The 21,780-nt window shown below is 72.8% G+C and carries 13 protein-coding genes; 6 read left to right on the forward strand and 7 right to left on the reverse strand.

All coding sequences use genetic code 11. The features are described from left to right. The first annotated feature begins 37 nt into the window (after positions 1 to 37). Together atpB and WMF28_RS39370 are read left to right on the forward strand one after the other, a co-directional pair. Entirely contained in the window at positions 38 to 805 is a 768-nt protein-coding gene (gene atpB, locus WMF28_RS39365; protein ID WP_437598789.1) for a F0F1 ATP synthase subunit A, read from the forward strand. Positions 806 to 1,099: 294 nt separating this feature from the next. Continuing rightward, positions 1,100 to 1,438, forward strand: coding sequence for an ATP synthase F0 subunit C (locus WMF28_RS39370; protein ID WP_012240589.1), 339 nt, complete (start codon positions 1,100 to 1,102; stop codon positions 1,436 to 1,438). Between the two features lie 227 nt (positions 1,439 to 1,665). Here the strand turns inward: WMF28_RS39370 and WMF28_RS39375 are convergent, their stop codons facing one another. From WMF28_RS39375 to WMF28_RS39385, 3 genes are all read right to left on the reverse strand, one after another. Then, positions 1,666 to 3,027, reverse strand: coding sequence for a L,D-transpeptidase (locus tag WMF28_RS39375; RefSeq protein ID WP_437598790.1), 1,362 nt, complete (start codon positions 3,025 to 3,027; stop codon positions 1,666 to 1,668). 37 nt (positions 3,028 to 3,064) lie between these two features. Next, positions 3,065 to 4,204 (reverse strand): FHA domain-containing protein, encoded by a 1,140-nt coding sequence (locus WMF28_RS39380; protein WP_437598791.1) that lies wholly within the window; start codon positions 4,202 to 4,204, stop codon positions 3,065 to 3,067. Between the two features lie 277 nt (positions 4,205 to 4,481). Next, positions 4,482 to 6,086 carry a hypothetical protein gene (locus WMF28_RS39385; protein ID WP_437598792.1) on the reverse strand — a complete coding sequence of 535 codons (1,605 nt, stop codon included), beginning with the start codon at positions 6,084 to 6,086 and terminating at the stop codon, positions 4,482 to 4,484. A gap of 209 nt (positions 6,087 to 6,295) precedes the next feature. Between WMF28_RS39385 and WMF28_RS39390 the strand changes: the two genes are divergently transcribed. Together WMF28_RS39390 and WMF28_RS39395 are read left to right on the forward strand one after the other, a co-directional pair. Next, positions 6,296 to 9,664, forward strand: a complete 3,369-nt coding sequence (locus WMF28_RS39390) for a DNA translocase FtsK 4TM domain-containing protein (protein ID WP_437598793.1) — start codon at positions 6,296 to 6,298, stop codon at positions 9,662 to 9,664. A gap of 773 nt (positions 9,665 to 10,437) precedes the next feature. Beyond that, the gene (locus WMF28_RS39395; RefSeq protein ID WP_437598795.1) at positions 10,438 to 14,394 is read left to right on the forward strand and encodes a hypothetical protein; all 3,957 of its coding nucleotides are present in this window, start codon (positions 10,438 to 10,440) and stop codon (positions 14,392 to 14,394) included. 126 nt (positions 14,395 to 14,520) lie between these two features. Here WMF28_RS39395 and WMF28_RS39400 read toward each other — a convergent pair whose 3' ends face one another. From WMF28_RS39400 to WMF28_RS39415, 4 genes are all read right to left on the reverse strand, one after another. Then, entirely contained in the window at positions 14,521 to 15,252 is a 732-nt protein-coding gene (locus tag WMF28_RS39400) for a hypothetical protein (protein WP_437598797.1), read from the reverse strand. Between the two features lie 128 nt (positions 15,253 to 15,380). Further along, positions 15,381 to 16,370 (reverse strand): hypothetical protein, encoded by a 990-nt coding sequence (locus WMF28_RS39405; protein ID WP_437598798.1) that lies wholly within the window; start codon positions 16,368 to 16,370, stop codon positions 15,381 to 15,383. 19 nt (positions 16,371 to 16,389) lie between these two features. Continuing rightward, on the reverse strand, positions 16,390 to 17,496 hold the full coding sequence (locus WMF28_RS39410; protein WP_437598799.1) for a M50 family metallopeptidase: 1,107 nt from the start codon (positions 17,494 to 17,496) through the stop codon (positions 16,390 to 16,392). Between the two features lie 179 nt (positions 17,497 to 17,675). After that, on the reverse strand, positions 17,676 to 18,242 hold the full coding sequence (locus WMF28_RS39415; protein WP_437598800.1) for a hypothetical protein: 567 nt from the start codon (positions 18,240 to 18,242) through the stop codon (positions 17,676 to 17,678). A gap of 257 nt (positions 18,243 to 18,499) precedes the next feature. On the opposite strand from WMF28_RS39415, the gene WMF28_RS39420 reads away from it, so the two are divergent. Together WMF28_RS39420 and WMF28_RS39425 are read left to right on the forward strand one after the other, a co-directional pair. Next, complete coding sequence (locus WMF28_RS39420; RefSeq protein ID WP_437598801.1) at positions 18,500 to 20,338, forward strand: right-handed parallel beta-helix repeat-containing protein; 1,839 nt, start codon at positions 18,500 to 18,502, stop codon at positions 20,336 to 20,338. Between the two features lie 243 nt (positions 20,339 to 20,581). Then, positions 20,582 to 21,688 (forward strand): SUMF1/EgtB/PvdO family nonheme iron enzyme, encoded by a 1,107-nt coding sequence (locus WMF28_RS39425; RefSeq protein ID WP_437598802.1) that lies wholly within the window; start codon positions 20,582 to 20,584, stop codon positions 21,686 to 21,688. The last annotated feature ends 92 nt before the right edge of the window (positions 21,689 to 21,780 follow it).

Raw genomic sequence — 21,780 nt, forward strand, 5'->3', positions numbered from 1 at the left:
GCGCGGCTGCCAGCGCGGCGCATCGACGACGAAAGCCATGCCTGAGCACACAGGGTTCCTCACGTACCTCCTGGCGCAGCTCCCCGGACTCCGGGAGAACGCTCGCAACATCGGCAAGACGTTCATCGGTCACCACACGGTGGACTACCGCGGGACCGAGCCGATCTTCATGAGCCTCCTGATCATGGTGCTGTTCGTGCTGCTCGCCAGCGAGGTGCGCGGACAGTACCGGCGCCTGAACGAGTCCGTGGTCCCCGAGGACAAGCTCACGCTGCGCACGTTCTTCGAGGCGTTCTTCGGCTACTTCTACGGGATGGCTCGGGATGTGATGGGGCCCGAGAACGCGAAGCGGTACTTCCCGCTCATCGGGGGCTCGGCCGCGTTCATCTTCTTCTCGAACGCGTCGGCGCTCATCCCGGGGGTGAACCCGCCGACCTCGAACCTGAACGTCACGATCGGGTGCGCGGTCGTGGTGTTCGTCCTCTTCAACTACTACGGGCTGAAGGAGAACGGCTGGGGCTACATCGCCCACCTCGCCGGGCCGAAGTGGTACCTGGCGCCGCTCGTCTTCCCCATCGAGGTCATCTCCACCTGCGTCCGCCCGGTCACGCTCTCGATCCGGCTCATGCTCAACATCGGGGTCGACCACCTCGTGGCGAGCATCTTCCTCGGGCTCATCGCGCTGCTCGTCCCGGTGCCGCTCATGTTCCTGGCGATCATCATCATCGTCGTGCAGACGCTGGTGTTCTGTCTGCTGAGTTGCATCTACATCGGGCTCGCAACGGAGAAGGCGGACCATCACTGATCGCTGCGCCTGATCGCTCGCTCAGGGATCACCCGGCGCCGCGGAGAACGGCGCTGGAGGATGAAGAGAAGGCTAGCCAGCCCTCGAAAATCGGATTAGAGGGGCCCCGCTGTCGATGGGTTGCCCCAGAGCGGTGGGTGGATCGCGCGAGCGCACCCCCTACCGAGCAGTCGAAGAGGTCCCGGGAGAGATCCCCGGTTCTCGAGGGGGTACCGCCCGCGCGGCCCCCGACCCACGCAGATGTTACGCATGCAGCCCCGCGCGGGCTGTGTGGCTTGAAAGGAGCAGATTCGGATGTCGCTGAAGAGCAAGCTGTCGCTGTCCGCCGTTGTCGGCACTGCGCTGGTACTGGTTCCCGCTATGGCGCTGGCGCAGGATGGCGCGGCGTCGAACAAGTACGACGCGAACTCGTGGCTCGCCGTCGCTGCCGGATTCGCGATCGGCATCGCTGCCCTCGGCGGCACCATGGGCCAGGGGCGTGCCGCTGCCGCCGCCCTGGAGGGCATCTCCCGGAACCCGGGCGCTGCGGCCCGGATCCAGACCCCGATGATCCTCGGCCTGGCGCTCATCGAGTCGCTCGTGCTCCTCTCCTGGGTCATCGCCTTCTTCCTCCAGGGCAAGATCGCCCCCTGAGCCAGCGCTGGCCGCGCCCCCTGGGTCCGGCTCCGCTGCTCCTTTCCCGCCCCTTCCTGCTGCGCCGGCCGAGCGCTCCTTCGATGGAGCCTCGCCAGCGCGCGCATTCCCGCCCGCGCACAGACCCATCGCCCTCGCTGCCAGGCCCGTGCGCATGGCAGCGAGCCCCGCACGGGCCCGCCTCGCCGCGGCTTACGTGACCCGTCTCGCGCGGTCGCGGCCTGCCGCTATCGCACGCGCACCACGGTGCCCGGCTCGTGCGCCGTGGGGAGGACGGCCGTCCAGCCGGCGGGGAGCCGGGGCGACGTCCACCAGAACAGCCGCTGCGCGTCGAGCGGGGCCAGGTTCACGCAGCCGTGGCTCCGCACCTGGCCGAACGAGCGATGCCAGAACGCGCCGTGCAGACCGACCCCCTTCGAGAAATACTGCACGTAGGGGACGTCCTCCATCCGGTAATAGCGATCGGCGCCCTCGTCCTCGAGGTTGTCCATGTCCGAGGTGAGCAGCTTGGCCCAGATCCGGGACGTACCGGCGGGCGTGGCGCGCGACGACCCGGGCGCGCCCTTGCCGGTCGAGACGAGCGTCGCGAACACGGGGCGACGCCCCTCGTAGGCCACGAGCGTCTGCGTCGAACGCTCGACGTCGATCCAGCGCTCGCCCGCATCGGCGTCGACCTCGGGCGGCGGCGGCGCCACCGACGGGCGCCGGAGATCGCGGATCGAGATCCACGCCGCCGCGTCGCCGTCCGCGATGCGCGCGAGCTTGCCCGAGGCGCCCTGCGCCTCCTCGAGATAGGAGACGACGTCGAACCGCGCCTTGCTCTGCTCGGTCCGCGTGAAGCCCGCCCCGGCCCGCGTGAAGAGCGGAGCCCTCTCGGACACGACCCACGCGATCGCGATCTGCGCGGCGTCCGGAGGGACGTCCACCCCGTGGAAGGCGAAGGCGCGCACCGGGCCGAGATCGCGCATCGGCACCCAGAAGCCGCTGTTCGTGCGGCCGTACCGCGCCCCGCCGAGGGCCCGCTCCTCGACGATCGCTACCGCGAAGCCGGGCTCGAGCTGCGCGTCCGGCGCGTCGATGTCGGCCGCGTCGGCGCGGCGGTAGCCGAAGGACCCATCGGGGCCGACGAAGTAGTAGCGGTACGGGAGCCCGTCCGGCACCTCGCGCCACGTGCGCACGAACGGGCTGATCGGGGCTGCGGCGGAGAGCTCGACGGCGTCGTCGCAGACCCAGGCCGCGGCGCCGACCTCGAGCCAGCGTCCAAGGCAGCCGTCGCCGCGCCGGGCCGCGAAGAGGGGCAGCTGCACGTTGCGATCGACGGAGCCGCGCCGGCGCGGGCTCCCGCCCGGCGCGTCGAACAGCGGCTGATCGCGCTTGAGCACGCGCGCGCTCTTGACCCAGGCCGGGAGCGGGGCGTCGCCCGCCGGGACCCACGGCGGCAGCTGCGAAGCGAGGACCGCCCCGCCCCAGATCGCCGCGCCGAGGAGGACCCCCGCCGCGCCGACCCGCAGCGCGCCGCGGCGCTCGCGCCGCAGCGAGCCGCGGCGCAGCTCCCGCAAGCCCGCCGCGGCGCCTCCACGCTTCACCATCTCGCGAGATCCGGCGGAGACGACGGGCCTGCCGCGGTCAGCGGTAGGAGAAGCGCACTTCGTGATCGCAGATCCGGAAGAGGTCGCCCTCGACGATGGCCTTCCGGGCGATGCGCTGGCCGTTGTACTCGACGCCGTTCGTCGAGCCCATGTCGACCATGTAGTACTGGCCGTTCAGGAACTCGACCATGGCGTGCTGGCGCGACACGTTCGGGTCCTTGATCGTCAGATCGCTCGACTGCTTGCCGCGCCCGATGATGAACCGGTCCTTGTTCACCACGAACCGCTGCCCCGCGTAGAACGCGGCGAGCGCCGGGCCGGCGGGGATCTGGTTCGGCATCCCCATGGCCATCGGCGGCGGGCCCGGCATGCTGCTCGCTGCCTGCGGCGGAACGCCGTACGGCGGCGGCGCCATCGGTGGTCCCATGGGCGAGGCGTACCCGGCGGCGCTGCTCAGCGGCGGCGGCGGCCCCGAGCGGCTCACCGAGCCGCCGGGCATGCTCGGGCGCCCGCCGGGGTTCGTGGCCTGCGACGGGAGCGGCGGCGGCGCGCCGAGGCGGGTCACGCTGGTCGGCGGCGGCGGGCCGCCGATGCGGCCCGGGATGGGCGGCGGAACGGGCAAGCTGGGCCGCTTCCCGCCGGCACTGCTGCTGCCGGGCGGCGGCGGCGGCGGCGGCGGCGCGCCCGGTCGGACCGGCGGTGGCGGCGGCGGCGTGAGCGCCGGCACCGGCGTCGGCCCCGGCCCCACGGGGGACACGCCGTACGGCGGCGACGGCGCGCCATAGGCAGACGCGATGGCCGGGGCACCGTAGGCCGCCCCCGCGGGCGGCTGCTGCTGCAGGGCGACCATCGAAGGCCCGCCCGGTCCGAAGGGCGGCGGCGAGCCGGGCGTCACCAGCCCGGGCGGCGGGGGCGTCGCGGCCGGAGGCACCGCGCTGGGCTGATGAGCGTGCGGGACCGCCTGGTGTCCGGAGCCGGGCGCCGCGTCGACCCTCGCGGGCGGCGGAAAAGGCGTTCGCGGGCTGTAGCTTCGCTGCCGCGCGTACTGCTTCATCGACTCGTTGATGAGGTAGTCGATGGAGCACTCGAGCTCGCGCGCCATCTGCTCGAACGTCTCCCAAAGGACATCGCGACACTGGAACGTCCGTGCGCTTTTCTTGTTCGGATCCGCGCTCATCTCTACCCAACGATATCGGAGGATGAATTGCGCTGGGAAGCCTCCTCCCGGCCTCTTCCCTGCAAGCACCTGATGGCGCTGGACCGCGCCGAAAGCGCGCTGCGACCGCAAACATGTCCGCGCGAGATCCGCTGAGAGCCCGCGCAGCCCGCCGTGAAACCCGCGTCCCGGCCGCCCTTCGTGGCGAGGGCGAAGCGCCGCGGGCCCGGCGCGAAGGGCCGCGCTGGCATCGCGGCGCGATCGCCCGAAGATGCCACGTGCTGCGCCGGCGCTCGCGTCACTTCTTCTCGCCCTTCTCGATCTCCGGCTTCCGCTCCTGCATGGCCGGCTCGATGCAGTACTGAACGAACTCGCCGACGGTCTTCACTTCCCTGAGCTCACGCTCGTTCGACCCCTCTTTCGACACCTCGCACGCCCACTTGCAGTCCGGATCGGCCTCGCAGACCGGCGCGCGCGTGGTGTCGCCCTCGAGCGCCTTGACCGCCGGGAGATCGGCGATCGTGCCGAACGTGAAGTAGTAGGCGATCGCGCTCGTGCGCGCCGGCGCCGAGCCCGCGGCGAAGTGGTTCTTCAGGGCCTCGAGGGGCGAGCCCTCCTTCAGATCGCCGAACGCCGCGCCGTACGTGAGCGCCTCGGGCATGGCGAACCCCTTGCTGTCGGGGAGCCTGCTCATGAACTCGTCAATGTGCTTGACCGTCGACATCTTCAGGATGGTCGCGGCGGCGGCGCGGCGGATCTTCCACTTGTCGGTCTTGAACAGGCCGTAGAGCTTCTCGACGACGAGCTCGCGCGGCATCTCGCCGACGCGGCGGAAGGCCTGGTCGAGCACCACGTCGGGCGCGTCCGCGGTGGCGATCTCGAGGATGCGCTGGATGTCGCTCGGGTTGTTGCGGTCGAGCCGGCCTTCGAGCGCGGCGAGGGCGGCCTGGCGGCGCTTCTCGGGCTGCTCCTTGTTGGCCGCGAACCCGAGGAGGAAGTCGACCGACGGCCTGCCGCCGAGCTTCTTCATCGAGCCGAAGACCCGGAAGAGCTCCTCCTCCTGGTACTGCGCGAGCTGCGCCTCGAACTGCTTCTCGGTGGGCGCGAGCTTCGACGCGGCGTTCGCCGCCTGGAGCTCGGGCTTCTTGGCGTCGACCCACTCGCTGGAGGTGACGAACTTCGCGATGGAGACGAGGTTCGCCGAGGCGGCTTCCTTCGTCGGCGGGTCGCCGTACTCGGCCACGAGCGACGCCATCTGGTCGAGCCGCTTCGCCTCGCGGGTCATGAGCTTCGGCAGCCCGGCCACCGCGGGGGGGCCGATGAAGCGCAGGAGCTGCTCCATCCCGTAGGCCTGCGAGCGGTCCTCGAGCCGGTGCTCGAAGTCCGCCATCGCCCAGTCGATGAGCGCGGCCTTGAGCCCCTCCTTCAGCGCCTCGTCCGCGATGATCACGGTCCGATCCGACGTGAGCATCGCGTACGCGGCGTCCTTGTAGGGGAACGACGTGTCCGGCGGGCGCGCCTGCCCCGGCTGCGCGACGGGCGGCGGCTTCCTCAGCTCGGCGATGATCGACGGCACGAGCGCGGCCACGATGGACTGCCGGGCCTCCGGCGCCATGGTCGCGAGGGTCTCGACCATGATGCCGATGCCCACGCGCCGGCCCTGCCGCGGCTTCATGCGGATGAGCGACGTGGCCGCCTCGATGCGGAGCGAGTCGTCGTATTTGTCGTGAAACAGCACCGCCCTGAGCTTGTCCGGCCCGTGCGCCGTCGACTCCCACCGATGGATGTCGTTCTCGTTGACGCGGCACCCGCTGGTCGCGAGCCCCACGCCAGCGGTCGCGAGGCACAGCAAAAGAAGGCCTGCAGCGCCGCCGCGCCGCCCTGCTCGTTCGACAGTTTCCATGCACGTCCCAGGAGGGTCGGGATGGTACCGCCCGCAGCGCTCTGTTTGAAAGAATTTCAAGGCCGGGAAGAAGGGAGCTCGAACAAAGTTTGCGCGAAATCCGGCCAGAACTCCAGCGCGGCGGCGCCCTCCGCTCCCTGACAGGCCTCCCAGACTTCTTGCCCCCGGGGTGGAGTGCGCATATGTGAGCAAGGTAGGTTTAGGTAGGCATGAACGTCCCTTTGTTCGCTCCTCGCCGTGCCCAGCCCGTCGCCGGCCTTGGCGAGCCCTTGCGGTCCGGGGCGCGTGGCGCCGCACGGACCAGCCCGGCGGGGGTCGCGGGGCCTGCGGCGCCGCAGGGGCACAGCTATGCCCGCGATGCGGCGGCGCTGGTCCTTCTGGTCTCCGCCTTGTACAGCGCGCTGGCGCTCGCCTCGTTTCGTGCGGATCCGCTGCGCCTGGAGGTCTCGGGCGACGACTGGGTGGGGCCGGTAGGCGCGGCGCTCGCGGGGGCGTCGGTCGAGGCGGTCGGGGTCATCGCGTGGTTCGTCCCGCTGGAGCTCGCGCTGCTCGCGATGCCGCTGCTCGGGGCGAAGCGCTCGATCGCCAGCCTGTTCCGGCTGAGCGGCGACATCGTGGTGGTCATCGTGCTCGCGGCGCTCGCGCACGTCGCGTTCCCGCTGGCGGTCGCGTTCGGCGCGATGCCGCTCGGCGGGGCCGTGGGCGAGCTGTTCGGGGAGGTGCTGCGCGCGCTCTTCTCGAACATCGGATCATACATCATCGGGCTCACCGTCGTCGCGCTCATCCTGATGGGCCGGGCGACGTTCTCGTTCATCGAGCTGGCGCACCGGGCCGAGCAGCTCGCGGTGGTGATCGCCGCGCGCGTCGCCGGCTGGGCGCGCGCGCTCTTCGGGGCGTGGGCCGCGGCGCGCGACCTGGAGCGGCGGGAGGGCGCCTCGGCGAAGGAAGCGCCGCCGATCATCGCGCGCAACTCGAGCCCCGACGCGATCATCGCCGCGCTGGCGGACGACGCCGACGAGCCGCTCTCGGATCCCGCCGCGAGGAGCACGCCCGTCGAGCCGGCCCACGTCGAGGCGCCGGCGCTCGACCTCTGGAAGAGCGCGCCGACGAGCGCTGCCCCCGAGGAGCCGGCGGCCCCGCCGAAGCCGCGACGCGGGCGGAAGGCGCAGGCCAAAGAGCCGCGCGAGGCGGCGCAGCAGGACGCCGAGGCGAGCGAGGCGGTGATCCACGGCGGCGAGGTGGTGCCGTACAGCGCCGAGCCGCACGAGGTGGTGATCCACGGCGGCGAGGCGCACGAGGTGGTGCTGCGCGGCGCCGAACCGCGCGACGCAGCGGAGCAGGTCGACGAGCCGCTCGACGCAGCGGAGCAGGTCGACGAGCCGCTCGACGCAGCGGAGCAGGTCGACGAGCCGCGCCAGCTGGTGATGCGCAGCGCCGAGCCGCGCGAGGGTGCACGGCGCGCCGCCGAGCCGCGCGAGGGTGCGCAGCGTCGGGCTGCGCGGGGTAGAGCCGCGCCCCCGAGAGAGCCGCGCGGCGCCGCCGTCCCGGAGGAGGACGACGATTCGCCGTTCGGAGGCGAGGCTCACCTCTTCGATGGGGATGCGCACCTGGACGAGGACGACGCGGTGGATCACGCGGCGCTCGTTGTGGCCGACGAGGAGATGTCGACCGCGTTCGCTGAGCCGGAAGCGCTCGACGTGCCCACGCCGTCGCCCATCCTGCCCGTGCGCGGGCCGCGCGAGCTGCCGCTGCGCGAGCCGGACGCCAGGCCCGCGCACCGCGAGCTGCCCCCGCGCGAGCCGGACGCGAGGCCCGCGCACCGCGAGCTGCCTCCGCGCGAGCTGTCCCCGCGCGAGCCGAACGCGAGGCCCGCGCACCGCGAGCTGCCCCCGCGCGAGCTGCCGCTGCGCGAGCCGGACGCCAGGCCCGCGCACCGCGAGCCGCCGCTCGCCGGCGGGCCGGAGCGACCGCGCGGCGCCGCGCCGCGCGCCCCGACCATCGTCGATACGAGCCGCGAGCTCGTGAGCGAGAAGCCCGCCGTGGTGAAGGTCGTCCCGGCCGCCGGGGCGGGCTTCCGCCTGCCGATGACGGACATGCTCGATGCGGCCGCGGGCGGACGCCTCCAGCTCGACGCGGATCAGCTCAAGGCGACCGCGCAGCTCCTCGAGAAGACGCTCGCCGACTACGGCGTCAGCGGGAAGGTCGAGGAGATCCACCCCGGTCCGACCGTCACGACGTTCGAGGTCTCGCCCGCCGCCGGCACCAAGGTCTCGAAGGTGGCAGGCCTCGCGGACGACCTCGCGCTCGGCCTCTCGCGCAAGGTCCGCATCGTCGCCCCCATCCCCGGGAAGAACCGGATCGGCTTCGAGATCCCGAACGAGCACCGCCAGCCCGTCAACCTGCGCGAGCTCGTCGAGGATCGCCGCTTCCTCGAGATGAAGGCGCCGCTGCCGTGCGTGCTCGGCCGCGACATCATCGGGACGCCGTACTTCGCCGACCTCGCGTCGATGCCGCACGTCATCGTCGCGGGCGCGACCGGCGCGGGCAAGAGCGTCGGGCTCAACGTGATGCTGGTGAGCCTGCTCTTCCGCAAGACGCCGGACGAGCTCCGGCTCCTGATGATCGATCCCAAGGTCGTCGAGCTCGCGCCCTTCGACCGCATCCCGCACCTGCTCCTGCCGGTCGTGACGGACATGAAGCAGGCGGCGAACGCGCTCAAGTGGGCCGTCGACGAGATGGAGCGCCGGTACCAGCTCTTCGCGAACGCGGGGACGAAGAACATCACGACCTACAACGCCTGGGTCGAGCGCGTGCAGCGCGGCGAGGCGCGCCCGCCGAGGCCCCCGGCCAAGGTGAGCGCGATCGGCGCAGACGGGCTCGAGGTGGAGATCGACGCCGCGAAGGACGGGTCGGACGCCGCGCTGCCGGAGAAGATCCCGTTCATCGTGATCGTGGTCGACGAGTTCGCCGATCTGATGATGCAGCAGGGCAAGGACGTGGAGGCGAGCGTGGCGCGGCTCGCGCAGAAGGCGCGCGCCGCGGGCATGCACGTGATCCTGGCGACGCAGCGGCCGAGCGTCGACGTGATCACCGGCATGATCAAGGCGAACTTCCCCACGCGCATCGCCTTCCGGGTCGCGCAGAAGGTGGACAGCCGCACGATCCTCGACGAGCAGGGCGCCGAGCACCTGCTCGGCCGCGGCGACATGCTGATCAAGATGAACGGCTCGAACGACACGCGCCGCGTCCAGTGCCCGTTCTGCTCCGAGGAGGAGGTCCAGAAGATCACCGACTTCCTCCGGCTCCAGGGCGAGCCGGTCTACGACGAGGCGATCCTCCGGCCCCGGGACGACGAGGGCGAGGAGCCCGACACCGCCGACGCGGAGGCCGATCCCATGTACGACGCCGCGGTGCGGATCGTGGCCGATACCCGGCGCTGCTCGACCTCGTGGCTGCAGCGCAAGCTCGGCGTCGGCTACAACCGCGCGGCCAAGCTGGTCGAGGCCATGGAGAAGCGCGGGCTCGTCGGACCGGCGAACGGCGCCAAGGATCGCGAGGTGCTGATCGCGCCGATCTGACCCTTGTGCAATTGCTCTTGACGCCGTTTCGTAACGCGTGCTGGCACGCCGTCGACCTGCGCGCGCGGTCCAGATCGGATGTTGAGGAGAGCACAGCGCCGGCCTTTCCGCCGCCGAGGCTGCGCGCCGGCGTAGCGGTTCTTTTGACTTTCCCGTTCGAATGCTTCATGGAGCACGCAGGATGGCGCCTGAGGAAACGCGCACGCGTCTGATCGCCCAGATCGCGAGCCTCCTGAAAGAAGGGACGATGCCCGCAGACGCCCGCGCAGCGGGGCTGACGCTCATCGGCTGGCTTGCGAGGCGCATGCCCGGAGAGGCGGCGTCGCGGGACGGTGTCGAGGAGATGCGCCGTCGCGCAGCGGTCCTGAGCTGCCCGCCGCGACGCATGGGCGGGCGGCGGTCCACCTGAGCGGGCGGCGCTGAGCGGGCCACAGGCACCGCGCGCTCAGATGCCGTACGCGGCGCGGATCCTGCCGGCGATCTGGCCGACTGCCCCTACGGGAGCGCGGCGCTCGCCTTGAGTTTACGGGGCATCACGCCGGCCCCGCGGGTACGCGCCAGCGCCCTGGGGGCCGGCGGCCGCGCACGGCGACGAGAGGACCGAAAGCGACATCAGTATCGTAATTTGTACGAGCCGTATCGAGCGCGGCTAAGCTCTTGGTGGCGCGGCTTTCCGCGCCGTGGGGCTCGCGCGACGTTCGAACCTGGACGTCGGCTCGCTCGGTATCATGGGTAAACGGCCGCAGTGGGGCCTGTGATAGGTGGTGTTGCTCATGGCGAACCGCGTGGTCGCCCTCCCCGAACCGCACCCGAATGACGATGAAGATGTCGTGTGGGGGATCTCCACGGCCAGCGCGCTGTGGGCGCGCGGCGAGCGGCGCGACGCCATCGTGTGGCTGCGACGCGCGGCCGACGCGGCCGGGGCGGTCGGGCAGCCGTTCCGCGCCTCGGAGCTCGGGCTGTGCGCGACGGCGCTCGAGGAGGTGATGGCCTCGGAGGTCGGGCAGCCGAGCGATCCCGATCTCCTGGAGACGATCACCGGCGAGGACGACGACGAACCGTCCCCTTCCGATGAGGAAGCCGACGAAGCTCCTCCGTCCGATGAGCAGACCTGGCGCCGCCGCATCTCGCTCGGCGCAGAGCTGCGCGCGTCGATGCCCTCGATCGAGATCGACCTGTTCGAGCCGCTGTCGGAGCCGGAGCTGGCCGCCGAAGCGGAGCGCCCGCCGGCGCCGTCGCGGCCGGCGCCGAAGCTTCATCCGGGCGCGACGGAAGGGCCGGCCGCCGCGGGCCGACCGATCGCGCCGTTTCCCCCCGCGCCTACCGGGCATTCGCAGGGAAGCGCGTCGCAGCCCCCGCCTCCCCCGCCGCCCATGGCGCATCGGCCGACACAGCAGCCGCCGGGCGGTGCTTTCCCGCAGCCTGCGCCGCCCGTGCAGCAGCCGACGCCCTTCGCGCCGGCGGCGCCGCGCTCGCAGCCGCCCGCGGCGCCGTATGCGCAGCCGCAGGCCGCGCCGTACGCGCAGCCGCCGACGCGGGTCGCCCCCTCCACACCGCCGCCGGCGCCCAACGTCCAGGCCGGCGCCCTTTATCGGAGTCAACCACCGCCGGCACCTCCGCTACCTGTCGCGCCGGCGGCGAACGCCATCCCGCCACTGCCTCCACCGCCAGGGTCTCCGTCGTTCAAGCCGCAGATCACCGCGGACCCGCATTGGCTCGCCGCGCAGGCCCAGGCGCAGAGCGCGCAGCCGCCCGCCCCGGTACCGCCGCCGGCCGTACCGCGGGGAGCATCCCTGCGGCCATCGTCGGCCCCCCCTCGCCCTTCCCCGGCACCGGTGCTGCAGGAGCCGCCGGCCGCCCTGGCCTCGTTGCCGGAGCGCGGCCGGGCCGACGCCGCGATGAGCCCCCCGCCGCCCCCGCGCCGCGCCGGGGCACGCGCCACGAGCGAGCCGCCGCCCGCGGCGCCGCTGCCTCCGTCAACGTCCTCCGCGCTTCCGGCAGCAGCTCTCGCCGCGCCACAACCGCCGAGGCTCATCGTGGAGCCGCATTCGCCGCCAGCGCCAGGAAGCGCCGCGCCCGCGTCGACACCGCCGCACCCGCCATCCTTCGGGCCGCCGCCGGCGCCGCCCATCGGGCCGCCGCCGGCGCCGCCCATCGGGCCGCCGCCGGCGCCGCCCGTCGGGCTTCCACCGGTGCCGCACCCACCGTCGTTCGCGCCCCCGCGCGCGCAGCCTCCGCCCGCGCCGCGCCCGCAACCGCTGCCTCCACCCGCTGCGTCGCTGCACCCGCAGGTGCTGGCCCCGCCAGCGTCGCCGCAGTCGGTCGCGCCGCCGCTGCCGCCGCCGGCTGCACTGCCGCCGCCCGCCGCGCCGCCGCACCCGCCGACGCTGCCTCCGCCGGCGCCGCCCCCGCTCGCGACAACCGCTTCCGCTGCGCCGCCGCCCCCGCCGCCGGCTGCACTGCCGCCGCCCGCCGCGCCGCCGCACCCGCCGACGCTGCCTCCGCCGGCGCCGCCCCCGCTCGCGACAACCGCTTCCGCTGCGCCGCCGCACCCGCCGCCCGCTGCACCGCCGCTTCCGCCGCCCGCCGCGCCGCCGCACCCGCCGACGCTGCCTCTGTCGGTGCCGCCGCCGTCACCCACGCTGACCTCCGCCGCGCCTGTGCCGCCTGCGGCGCCACTTCCGCCGCCGGTGGCGCAGTCGCCGTCTGCGCCGGCATCCGTTGCGCCTCCGCCTCCGGCGCCCGTGGCGCAGCCGCTGGCCGCGCCGCCGTCCGCCGCCGCGCCGTCCGCGCCGCCGCCCGCCGCGCCTCCGGCCTCCACCGCGTCGTTGCCGCTCTCGACATCGCCGCACGTCCCGAGCCCGGCAGCGCCCACCGAGCAGCACGCGCCCGACGACGTCGTCGGCGAGATCCTCGTCGAGGATCAGGTCCCGACGCCCGCCCCGGCCCGCACAGACACGGCCGCTCCGGCGCTCGCAACGGCTGGCTCGAAAAGGAAGCCCCGGGAGCCGATCCTCGATCCGTGGTCCGACGACGCGGAGACAGCCGCGCCACCTCGGCCTCCCCAGGAAACCATCACGCCGAGCGGCGACACGTACCTCGTGGCTCGCAGGCCTCCCTCGACGCCGCAGGCCGGAGACGAGGAGGAGGTCATCACCTCGGCAGCACCGCTCGATCTGACGCTCAAGCGGAAACCGAATTCCGCGCGACCTCCCGCGCCACCGGCGCCCGCAGCGCCACGCCCCCGCGCAGCGACGCCAACCGAAAGCGAGCCGCCCGGACACCTCGGAGCCTCCGCCGACGACGTTCCCTCGAAGGGCGCCGGCGCGCCCGCGATCCCTGCCGGGAAGCTCGAGCCTCCTGCGAGCACGGAAGCGCCTCTCCCGGCCTCGACGCCCGACGGGACCGTCATCATCGAGCTCTCCGACCACGATCTCGACGCTCCTGCATCGTCGCGGCTCGACAGCCCATTCCCCGCGCCGCAGGCAGCGGGGCAGGACGGCGACCTGCTGACGACGGCCGGCCTGCCGCTCGGCGAGCCCACCTCCGGCGGCGCCGCGGACCCGGCGCAGCGCCCGCTCGATCTCGGTGCAGCGACCGCCGAGCCCGACGCGGAAGAAGAGCTGCTCGACGACGCGGACATCGCGCTCGAGGAGGAGCCCGCGGCCCAGGCGGCCGCTGGCGAGCCGCTGCCGGCGCTCGCTGCCGACGCCCGCGCGACGGCGGCGGTCGACGCCCCCCTCACGACCGACGCGGCGCGGCCCGAGGCGCCGGCGATGGAGGGGCCCGGAGCGGACGCAGGCGAGGCCGTCGACCTCGCCAGGGTGGCGCTCGACGCACCGCACGGAGCGCCTCCGGACGCAGGAACGATCGCGGCCCTCGACATCGACCCGGAGATCGCGCCGGCTCTGCCGCAGCCGGACGCGGCCAGCGCCGCGCGGGCCGCCGCCGGGGCCGCGGCCCTCACCGGCCGTGACCTCGAGCAGATCGAGGCGTTCGCCGATCTACCCGAGGAGACGCACGACGAGCTCGCGCTCGCAGCGCACGTGGAAGACCTCGCGTCCGACGAGGAGCTCGCCGTCTACGGCGCAGCGCTTGTGCTCAGCGGCAGCGCCGCCGTGTGCGCGAACATCGTCGACACGCCCGCCGAGCGCGCCGCCATCAGGGCGCTCGTGCCGTCCCGCGGCACGCTCGCGGAAGGCATCCCGCTGCGCGTGGTCGCCGGCGCGGGCGGCGCGCGGGTGGCGATCTGGGACCAGGCGACCATCGACAACGCGCTCCGCACCTGCCCCTGGGTCGTCGACGAGCTGCGCACCGTCGCAGACCGGCTCCAGTCGCTCGCTGGCGCCACGATGGGGCCGCTCGGCGAGCTCGAGGAGACGCTGCTGCGCCGGGTCTTCGACCGGCTCCGCCTGCGCAACCTGGAGCCCGGCGAGCAGCTGATCCACGCCGGCAATCCCATACCCGGGCTCGTGATCGTCGGCGCCGGCGCGCTGGAGCTGGTCGCGGAGCGATCGCAGGCGATCGCCGGCACCACGAGGCCCGGTGAGCTCCTGTTCGCCTCCGAGCTGCTCGGAGGCCAGCCAGCGCCGACGATCGCGCGCGCGGCCGGATGCGGCGCGCTCGTGCTCATCGCCGACCACCCCGTGCTGCGCGAGCTGTTCGAGAGCACGCCCGAGCTGCTCTCCATCCTCGCGCAGTCCATCTCGCTGAACGCCCAGGGCAGCTGAAACGGCAGGAGAACCGACGCCGTGCACGGGTGGGCAGGCCGGCCGCGTCGCCGGCGGCACGCCCGCGCGCCAAGGCGCGACGTGGGCACGGCTGCCCGAGGGCCGCGAGCCGCGCCCGAGCCGCGCCTAGAGTCGGCCTCGGCCTCTCACCGGACGCAGCGGCCGTGCGCGCGCGGCCTCCTGCTCCAGCTCGACGGCCTCGGTGGGCTCCTCGTCCTCGTTGAGCTGCCAGACGAGCTCGCTGTTGCCCTGCGCTCCGGCGAAGCGGAGCCCGAACCACTTGGCGCTCGGCGAGATCGTCGGCCTGCCCTCCGCGGTCGCGCGCGGGAAGCGGATGCGGAACGCCTGCCGCCACACCGTGTTGTACGGGAAGTAGGTCCGCTCGAGCGCGTTCGGCTTCGTGATCGCGACGATCTCCTCGGGCGCCGTCTCGTTCCCCGTGTCGTCGATCAGCCGGACGATCCACGCGCTGTTCGGCGTCGAGAGGTCGTTGTGCTTGCGCTCGCCCCCGAAGATCGCGACGAAGAACTGGTGGCGCTGGCGCGTCTCCTCCAGCGTCTTCTCGAGGAGCTTCTGCCGCTGCTCGATCGTGAGCCGGTAGTCCTGCGCGTAGCGGGCCACGTAGGCCCAGCGGAAGTCCCACGACTCGAAGGTCGCGGTGGCGGTGAGGAAGTTGTCGAGCTCCGAGAGCGCGAACAGGTGCTCCGTGCGCGTCCACGTGCGCAGCACGTTCTCGTAGTCCGTCGCGACGTACTCGCGGGGCCCCTCGTTCAGGCTGACGAGCTGGGTCGAGCAGCCGGTCGATCCGAGGAGCGCCGCGACAACCAGACCGCGCCGGAGCCATGCTGCAGTGACCACGCGGCCAGGGTACCCAGCAGCCGCGCTGGATGCACGCACTCGAACGAGATCCCCGCGCCGTCGCCCGCGGGAGCGCGCGGCGAGCTCCCCCTCGCGCGTGGACGCGCGTGGACGCGCCCGCCGCGCGCTCACCGGGGCGCCCATGGCGCATCCGTCGGGAAGGTGAACCCGACGCTGAGCCGCGCGGCGTAGTACCAGGCGACGTCGCCGCGCAGCGGGGTCGCGACCGGCAGGAGCACGCTCAGCGCCGGCTGCACGTTCGCCAGGATGAAGCGGATGCTCGGCGAGATCGCGAACGTCGCGCGCTTGTCGTCCGGCAGGTCCTGCGTCAGCTGGTAGACCTCCCACAGCTCCAGGCCCACCCCGACCGGCCGCGCGAGCCGGTAGCCGAAGTAGAACGCGGTGTGCGCCGTGAGGTCGGTGCGGCGCTCGCCGGACCTCAGGCCGCGCACGACAAGCGACCAGTCGATGCCCTGCCTGAGCTGGAAGATGAACGGCCCGGTGATGTGCCGCATGTCGAACCAGGGGCGGAACGTCAGCGTGAGCTCCCGGAAGCGCGTCTCGTCCCACGGCCGCACCACGCGCGCCGTCCGCAGCACCTCGGCCTCGGCGGGCGAGACGTCGCGCGGGACCGGGAGCACGATGCCGAAGCCTCCCCCGGACGCGAGCCCGCGCACGCTCGACCAGACGCCCCGCCCGTAGAGCTCGGGGCTCCCGAGCAGGATCGAGCGCTCGACCCCCGGGACGCTCGCGGCGGCGCTGTCATGCACCGCGCCGACGAACCACTTGCGGGGAACGAGCGGCACCTCCATCTCGCCGTGCGAGTACCAGGCGTAGGCGTTCCTGCCGCCCGCCCGGCTCGTCGCCTCGGGCTCGATCACGGCCGCCGTGTACTCGAAGGTGAAGGTCGGGTCGCGCAGCGTGAGCCCAGGGAGCGTCGGAGGCGCGGGGACGTCGAAGACCGCCTGCTCTTCCTCGTCGGACCACCCGCCCGAGCCCGGCGGCGCAGCCAGCGCGGCGCCCGTCCCGCCGGCCAGAGCGAGGAACGAGAGGCACGCCGCCGCGCGGGCGAGGCGCCCGGCCGACGCCCGAACCCGCGCGGGCAGCCTCGATACCACGAGGAAACGCGGCTCGACGCTACTTCGACCCGAGGCCGAAATCGTTCGCCGTGACGTAGAGCATCAGCCCGATCAGCATGAACACGCCGACCAGGTGGATGTGCGCCTCGATGCGGGCGTTCGGCCGGCGCCGCGTGGCGGCCTCGTAGAACAGGAACATCAGGCGGCCGCCGTCCAGGGCCGGGAACGGGATCAGGTTGAACGCGCCGAGGTAGGCCGAGAGCAGGCCGAGCCACTCGAGCCCCTCGGCCCAGCCGCGCTTGGCCGCGTACGCCGTCTCCTCGATCATCCGCTTCGGGCCACCGAGCTCACCCTCGACCTTGCCCGTCAGGTACTGGCCGAGCCCGACGACCAGGCTCTGCACGACCTTCGGCGGCTTCGTCACGGCGAGCAGCGCGGCCTCCTTCGCGGTCACCGGCGCCGAGCGGGTCGGCCCGATGGACATCACGCCGATCTTGCCCGAGCCGTTCTCGTTTGTCGGGGTGACCTTGGCCTGGACGCGCTCGCCGGCGCGCTCCACGACGATGTCGAGCGGCCGGCCTGGGCTGTGGGAGATGATCTCCGCCATCTTCTCCCAGTCCTGGACCGGGGTCCCGTCGATCTCGACGATGCGGTCGCCGTCCTTGAGGTTGGCCGCCGCCGCCGGCATCCCGGCGACGACGCCGATGTCCGTCAGGCGGTAGGGCTTGCCGCCCGTCATCAGGCTCGCGAAGAAGAGCACCGACGCGAACAGGTAGTTGGCGAGCGGACCGGCGAAGATCGCGGCGATCCGGCCCATCAGGCTCGCGTTCGCGTAGCTGCCCTTGTCCTCGGGGTCGATCTCCTCGAGCGGGTTCATCCCCGCGATCTGCACGTACGCGAGGAAGGGGATCATCGCGACCTGGAACACGGTGGGGCCGTGCTTCACCGGGTCGTGACGCCAGAGCCGCACGCGGACCTTGTCCGCGGCGGTCGTGAACCAGAAGTACCCGTCCTTCGGGACAACCTTGAAGAAGGTGGGGCCGAAGCCGATCGAGAACTTCAGGACGCGCATCCCGTAGGCGCGCGCGGCGAAATAGTGCCCTCCCTCGTGGACCACCATGAGCAGGGCGAGCCCGAGGATGCCTACGAAATACCAGCCGACCATCTCCGGCTAGTCTAACCAGGGTGGGCCCCATCCGCACGTGCGCGATGTCCGCCCCGTACGCCTACCCCGGCAAGATCCTGCCGCCCACGGCGGAGTCCGGGCGCTCCGCCCCTCGGACCCGCGAGCAGCAGGGCAGCGCCGGGGCGGCCCAGCCCGCCGGAGGACCGGCGCCGAGCAGCTCAGCCGACGAAGAACGACACGCCAACGCTGAAGAAAGGATAGCCGATCCGCATGGTCAGCGAGAGGTTGTCGTTGAAGTGGTACCGGCCGCCGACCATGGTGACGAAATCGAGCCACACGTCGTTGTAGAACCCATCGGTCCGGATGACAGCGCCGACATCCGCGAACGCGCTCCACTTATCGTTGAAGAAGAAGTTCCACTGCATGGTGACCGGACTCCAGATGGTGAAGTCGCGGCGGCAGTACGTGCAGTTGGTGAAATCCAGGCCGAACGAGATGCCGACAGTGTTGTTGAGCCTCGGGATGAAAGCCGGATCGGCGAGCTCGATGGTGGCCCTGAAGCCGAGGCCGAACTCGGGGTCGCCGAAGTTGTCGTAGTACCTGTTGTACCCGCGCCGCAGACCGTAGTCGCGGTGCAAGAAGACGAAGTTCCCGTGCGGCTCGAGCTCGGCCGCGTAATCGGGGTGATCGTTCGGATTCTTGATGTTCGCCTGCGCTTCGGGCGCGAGCGTCAGGAGGGTGGCGCCAGCGAGAGCGACACTCACGAGCGAGGGGAGCGCTTTCATGAGCTCTTCGTACCAAAGGAACGGCAGCGAAGGAAGCGAACGGCCACGGGCCCGGGTCATGACAGCCGCCGCTGGGAGGCGATGTCGCACCTCGCGCGGCGCGCTGCGCCCCGAGCGGAGCGCGCCGCGGCGCCGGGCGCGAGCCCTCGACGCCACGCGACCACGTCTAGCTGAGCCGCGCGCTTCGGAGTAAACAGAGCGCGGCGCCGCATCAGCCCGCGTGCTGCGGCGGGCGCGGCCTTCCCCGGAGCGTCGAGATGAGAGGAACGACAAGCGTCATCCAGCTGGCCCGTGGGTGCGCGCGCATCGGCGGCGCGCTCGTCGCGGCCGCCGCGCTCGTCGCGGCCGCCGCGCTCGCCTGCAGCGCCACGATCCAGGTCGCGGGGCCGCCGTCCGAGGAGCCGGGGCGGCCGCCGGCGCCGCAGAAGAAGCCGCCCGCGCCGGCCCAGGCCCCCGCGCCGCCGGAGCCGCCCTTGCCCGCGGCTGTCGAGCCGTTCGTGAAGACGCAGGACTCCGACGCGTGGGTGAGCCAGACGCTGAAGCTGCAGAGACGGTACGAGCGCGTCCTCGTCGTCGGCGCGCCGGCCCCCGCCGTGATCCGCGTCGCCTCGCTCGATCTGAACGCGCGCGACGCCGCTGCCGAGCCGCAGGAGCTCGCGGTCACGCGCGCGTTCGCCACGCTCCAGGACGCCGCGGACGCGGCCCGGGGCGGCGACCTCATCGCGGTGTTGCCCGGCGCCTACGCGGGGTTCTCGCTCGGCGACAAGCCGAGCGCCGGTCAGGAGCGCTACATCCATTTCAAGGCGATGGGGCGCCCGGGCGAGGTCGTGATCCACCGGGGATGCGCCGCCGACCCGAACTGGATGATCTACCTGAAGAGGGCGCACCACGTGGTGATCGAGGGCTTCCGCCTCGCCGGCAGCAGCGGGCCCGGCAGGCAGAGCGCGGGCACGCCGAAGGCGGGGATCATGATCGACGGCGCGTTCGGCGAGACCGGCAGGCTGGCGCACCACATCGCGCTCGTCGGGAACTTCTCTCATCACCATCGGACATGGGGGTTTCACTCCACCGACAGCCACACCGTCCTCCTGCAGGACAACCTGTTCGCCTTCTCTGCCGCCGAGCACGGCGCCTACGTGTCCGACGGCTCGGACAACTACGTGGTTCGTCGCAACGTGTTCTTCGGCAACAGCGCGAGCGGGTTCCAGGCGAACCTCGATCCGGAGGCCTCGCTCGACGCGGTGCTGGAGCACCCGTCGTTCCGGGGCTATCCGCGCAGGGAGCCGACCCGCGCCTGGGCCGCGGGGCTGATGAAGATCGCGACGGACCGGTTCGGCGAGCACGGGTTTCCGGACGGCCGGGGCGTGAACTTCATCATCGAGCAGAACGTCATCAACGGCAACGGGCGCCTGGGCGGCGGGGCGATCAACCTCGCCGGGGCGTCGGACTCCGTCATCCAGAACAACCTCATCTACGGCAACCTCGGCAGCGGGATCGCGCAGTGGGACAACGGGAACCCGTTCGACCAGGCCTATGTGGAGCCGGGCCCGCGCTCTCCGGAGCAGGTGAGCGGCCCCGACGCGCTGCCGCTCTGGGGCTGCCACAACAACCTGATCCGCAACAACACCGTGGTCATGAACAGCAGGGGCCGGCCCGCGCTCCAGTGCGGCAACGGGAGCTGGGGTTGCCGGCTGCGGAACAACATCTTCGTCAGCGACGACTCGCCCTCGATCGAGGTGCTGAGCACGAGCATCTACCGGTTCGACGCGGGCCACAACGTGGTGACCCAGGTGAGCTACGGCGGGATGCCGAACGGGCTGAAGCGCCTCGCGGCGGCGCTGCCGGAGACGCGGGCGATCACGGGCATCACGCGCGCGCGGCTCGCGGCGGAGGTGGTGCGCGCGGGCGAGGAGCCGTGGGTGATCGTGGAGGGGAGCTGGTGGAAGCTCAACCCGAGCCGCCCGGATTTCAGGCCGAAGCGGTCGTCGAAGATGCTGCTCGGGCAAGGCGACGCGCGCGAGGTGCCGTCGCGGGATCTGCTCGGCCAGAAGCGCGGCGGCGCGGATCTCGGGGCGTTGTCGCCGGGGCCGCCCTGAGGGGCGCGGCGGCGCGGCCGGCGGGGGCCGCCGGCGGCCGTTGACGACGCGGCCGGCGGGGCGAGGCGATGAGCGCGACCGCCGATCGCGCGCAGCAGCGCGCCGGGCGCGTGTACACTCCACCTCGTGCCGTCCGCGCCGCGCCGCGATCGCCTCCGGGATCGCCTCTCTCGCCTCCGGGCCTGCCTGTCGACGAGGTCCTCGCTCCCCCGGCGCTCTCGGTCACGACGCGCGAATCCAGGCTTGCTCGCCGCCCTGGCATGGCTCACCGCGTGCACCGGGCCGGGCGAGGGCGGCGACAGCCCGGCGACGAAGGTGGACGCCCCTGGCCAGGTGCACGCGGCGCACGCCGCCGAGGGGACGGCTCCCGCCGCGCCGGCGCCTGTCGGCAGCGCGCACGCCGCGCCGGCGCCTGCAAGCAGCGCGCACGCCGGCGCGGCCATCCTGGGCGGCGCAGCCCCCGAGCCCGCGCCGATCGCCGGCAGCGCGAGCGCCGCCCCGGCCGAGGCGCCTCCGCCCGGCCCGGCCGGCGCCGCGCCCGCCGTCTTCCCTCCGCAACCGCTCGGGCTCCCGCTGGCGCTCGGGCCTTGCCCGGCCGACATGGCCCTCGTCGGCGGCTTCTGCATCGACCGGTACGAGGCGCACCTGGTCACAGACGCCGGCGGGGAGCTCGCCGTCCACCCGCACTTCAAGCGGCCCGAGGCGGGCGTCCGCTACGTCGCCCGCAGCGAGGCCGGCGTCTTTCCGCAGGCGTACATCAGCCGCGTCGAGGCCGCCGCCGCGTGCGCCGCCGCCGGCAAGCGCCTCTGCACGCGGCGCGAGTGGCAGCGCGCCTGCCGCGGCAACGGCGTCCACCGCTACCCCTACGGCCCTCACGGCGAGCGCGGGCGGTGCAACACCGGCAAACCCCACCTCCTGAGAGAGCTCTTCGGCGACCACCCGCCGGGCGGGTGGAGCTACGAGCGGCACTTCAACAGCCCCGAGCTCGACCAGAAGCCGGGCTTCCTGGCGCGGAGCGGCGATCACGCCGGCTGCGCCAGCGAGCTCGGCGTCCACGACATGGTCGGGAACCTGCACGAGTGGGTCAGCGACATGGTCGATCACGAGCTCGTGATGCGCATGCAGACCGAGGGCGTGGCGCGCCGCGACCAGCCCTGGCACGAGGGCGGCGGCGTGTTCATGGGCGGCTTCTTCAGCACGACCAGCGAGCTCGGCCCCGGGTGCTACTTCACCACGATCGCCCACGAGCCCGCCTATCACGACTACTCCACGGGATTCCGCTGCTGCGACAGCGTCGATGTGCCGGCAGCGCCGGAGTCGGGCGGTGCGATCAAGCGCGACGGCGGCTGACGGGGCGGCTGTCCTCAAGCCACGACAGAAACAGGGCACCTCCTCCAGATATCCGCCCTCTCGAGGACCACGAGCGCGGCGGTGACGACGGG

It is taken from the genome of Sorangium sp. So ce590, assembly GCF_051521365.1.
GTDB lineage: Bacteria > Myxococcota_A > Polyangia > Polyangiales > Polyangiaceae > Sorangium.

What these genes read in the sequence shown, in the direction of transcription:
- atpB (WP_437598789.1), top strand. Translation starts at nt 38, where the DNA reads ATGCCTGAGCACACAGGGTTCCTCACGTACCTCCTGGCGCAGCTCCCC.
- WMF28_RS39370 (WP_012240589.1), top strand. Translation starts at nt 1,100, where the DNA reads ATGTCGCTGAAGAGCAAGCTGTCGCTGTCCGCCGTTGTCGGCACTGCG.
- WMF28_RS39375 (WP_437598790.1), bottom strand. Translation starts at nt 3,027, where the DNA reads ATGGTGAAGCGTGGAGGCGCCGCGGCGGGCTTGCGGGAGCTGCGCCGC.
- WMF28_RS39380 (WP_437598791.1), bottom strand. Translation starts at nt 4,204, where the DNA reads ATGAGCGCGGATCCGAACAAGAAAAGCGCACGGACGTTCCAGTGTCGC.
- WMF28_RS39385 (WP_437598792.1), bottom strand. Translation starts at nt 6,086, where the DNA reads ATGGAAACTGTCGAACGAGCAGGGCGGCGCGGCGGCGCTGCAGGCCTT.
- WMF28_RS39390 (WP_437598793.1), top strand. Translation starts at nt 6,296, where the DNA reads ATGAACGTCCCTTTGTTCGCTCCTCGCCGTGCCCAGCCCGTCGCCGGC.
- WMF28_RS39395 (WP_437598795.1), top strand. Translation starts at nt 10,438, where the DNA reads ATGGCGAACCGCGTGGTCGCCCTCCCCGAACCGCACCCGAATGACGAT.
- WMF28_RS39410 (WP_437598799.1), bottom strand. Translation starts at nt 17,496, where the DNA reads ATGGTCGGCTGGTATTTCGTAGGCATCCTCGGGCTCGCCCTGCTCATG.
- WMF28_RS39415 (WP_437598800.1), bottom strand. Translation starts at nt 18,242, where the DNA reads ATGAAAGCGCTCCCCTCGCTCGTGAGTGTCGCTCTCGCTGGCGCCACC.
- WMF28_RS39420 (WP_437598801.1), top strand. Translation starts at nt 18,500, where the DNA reads ATGAGAGGAACGACAAGCGTCATCCAGCTGGCCCGTGGGTGCGCGCGC.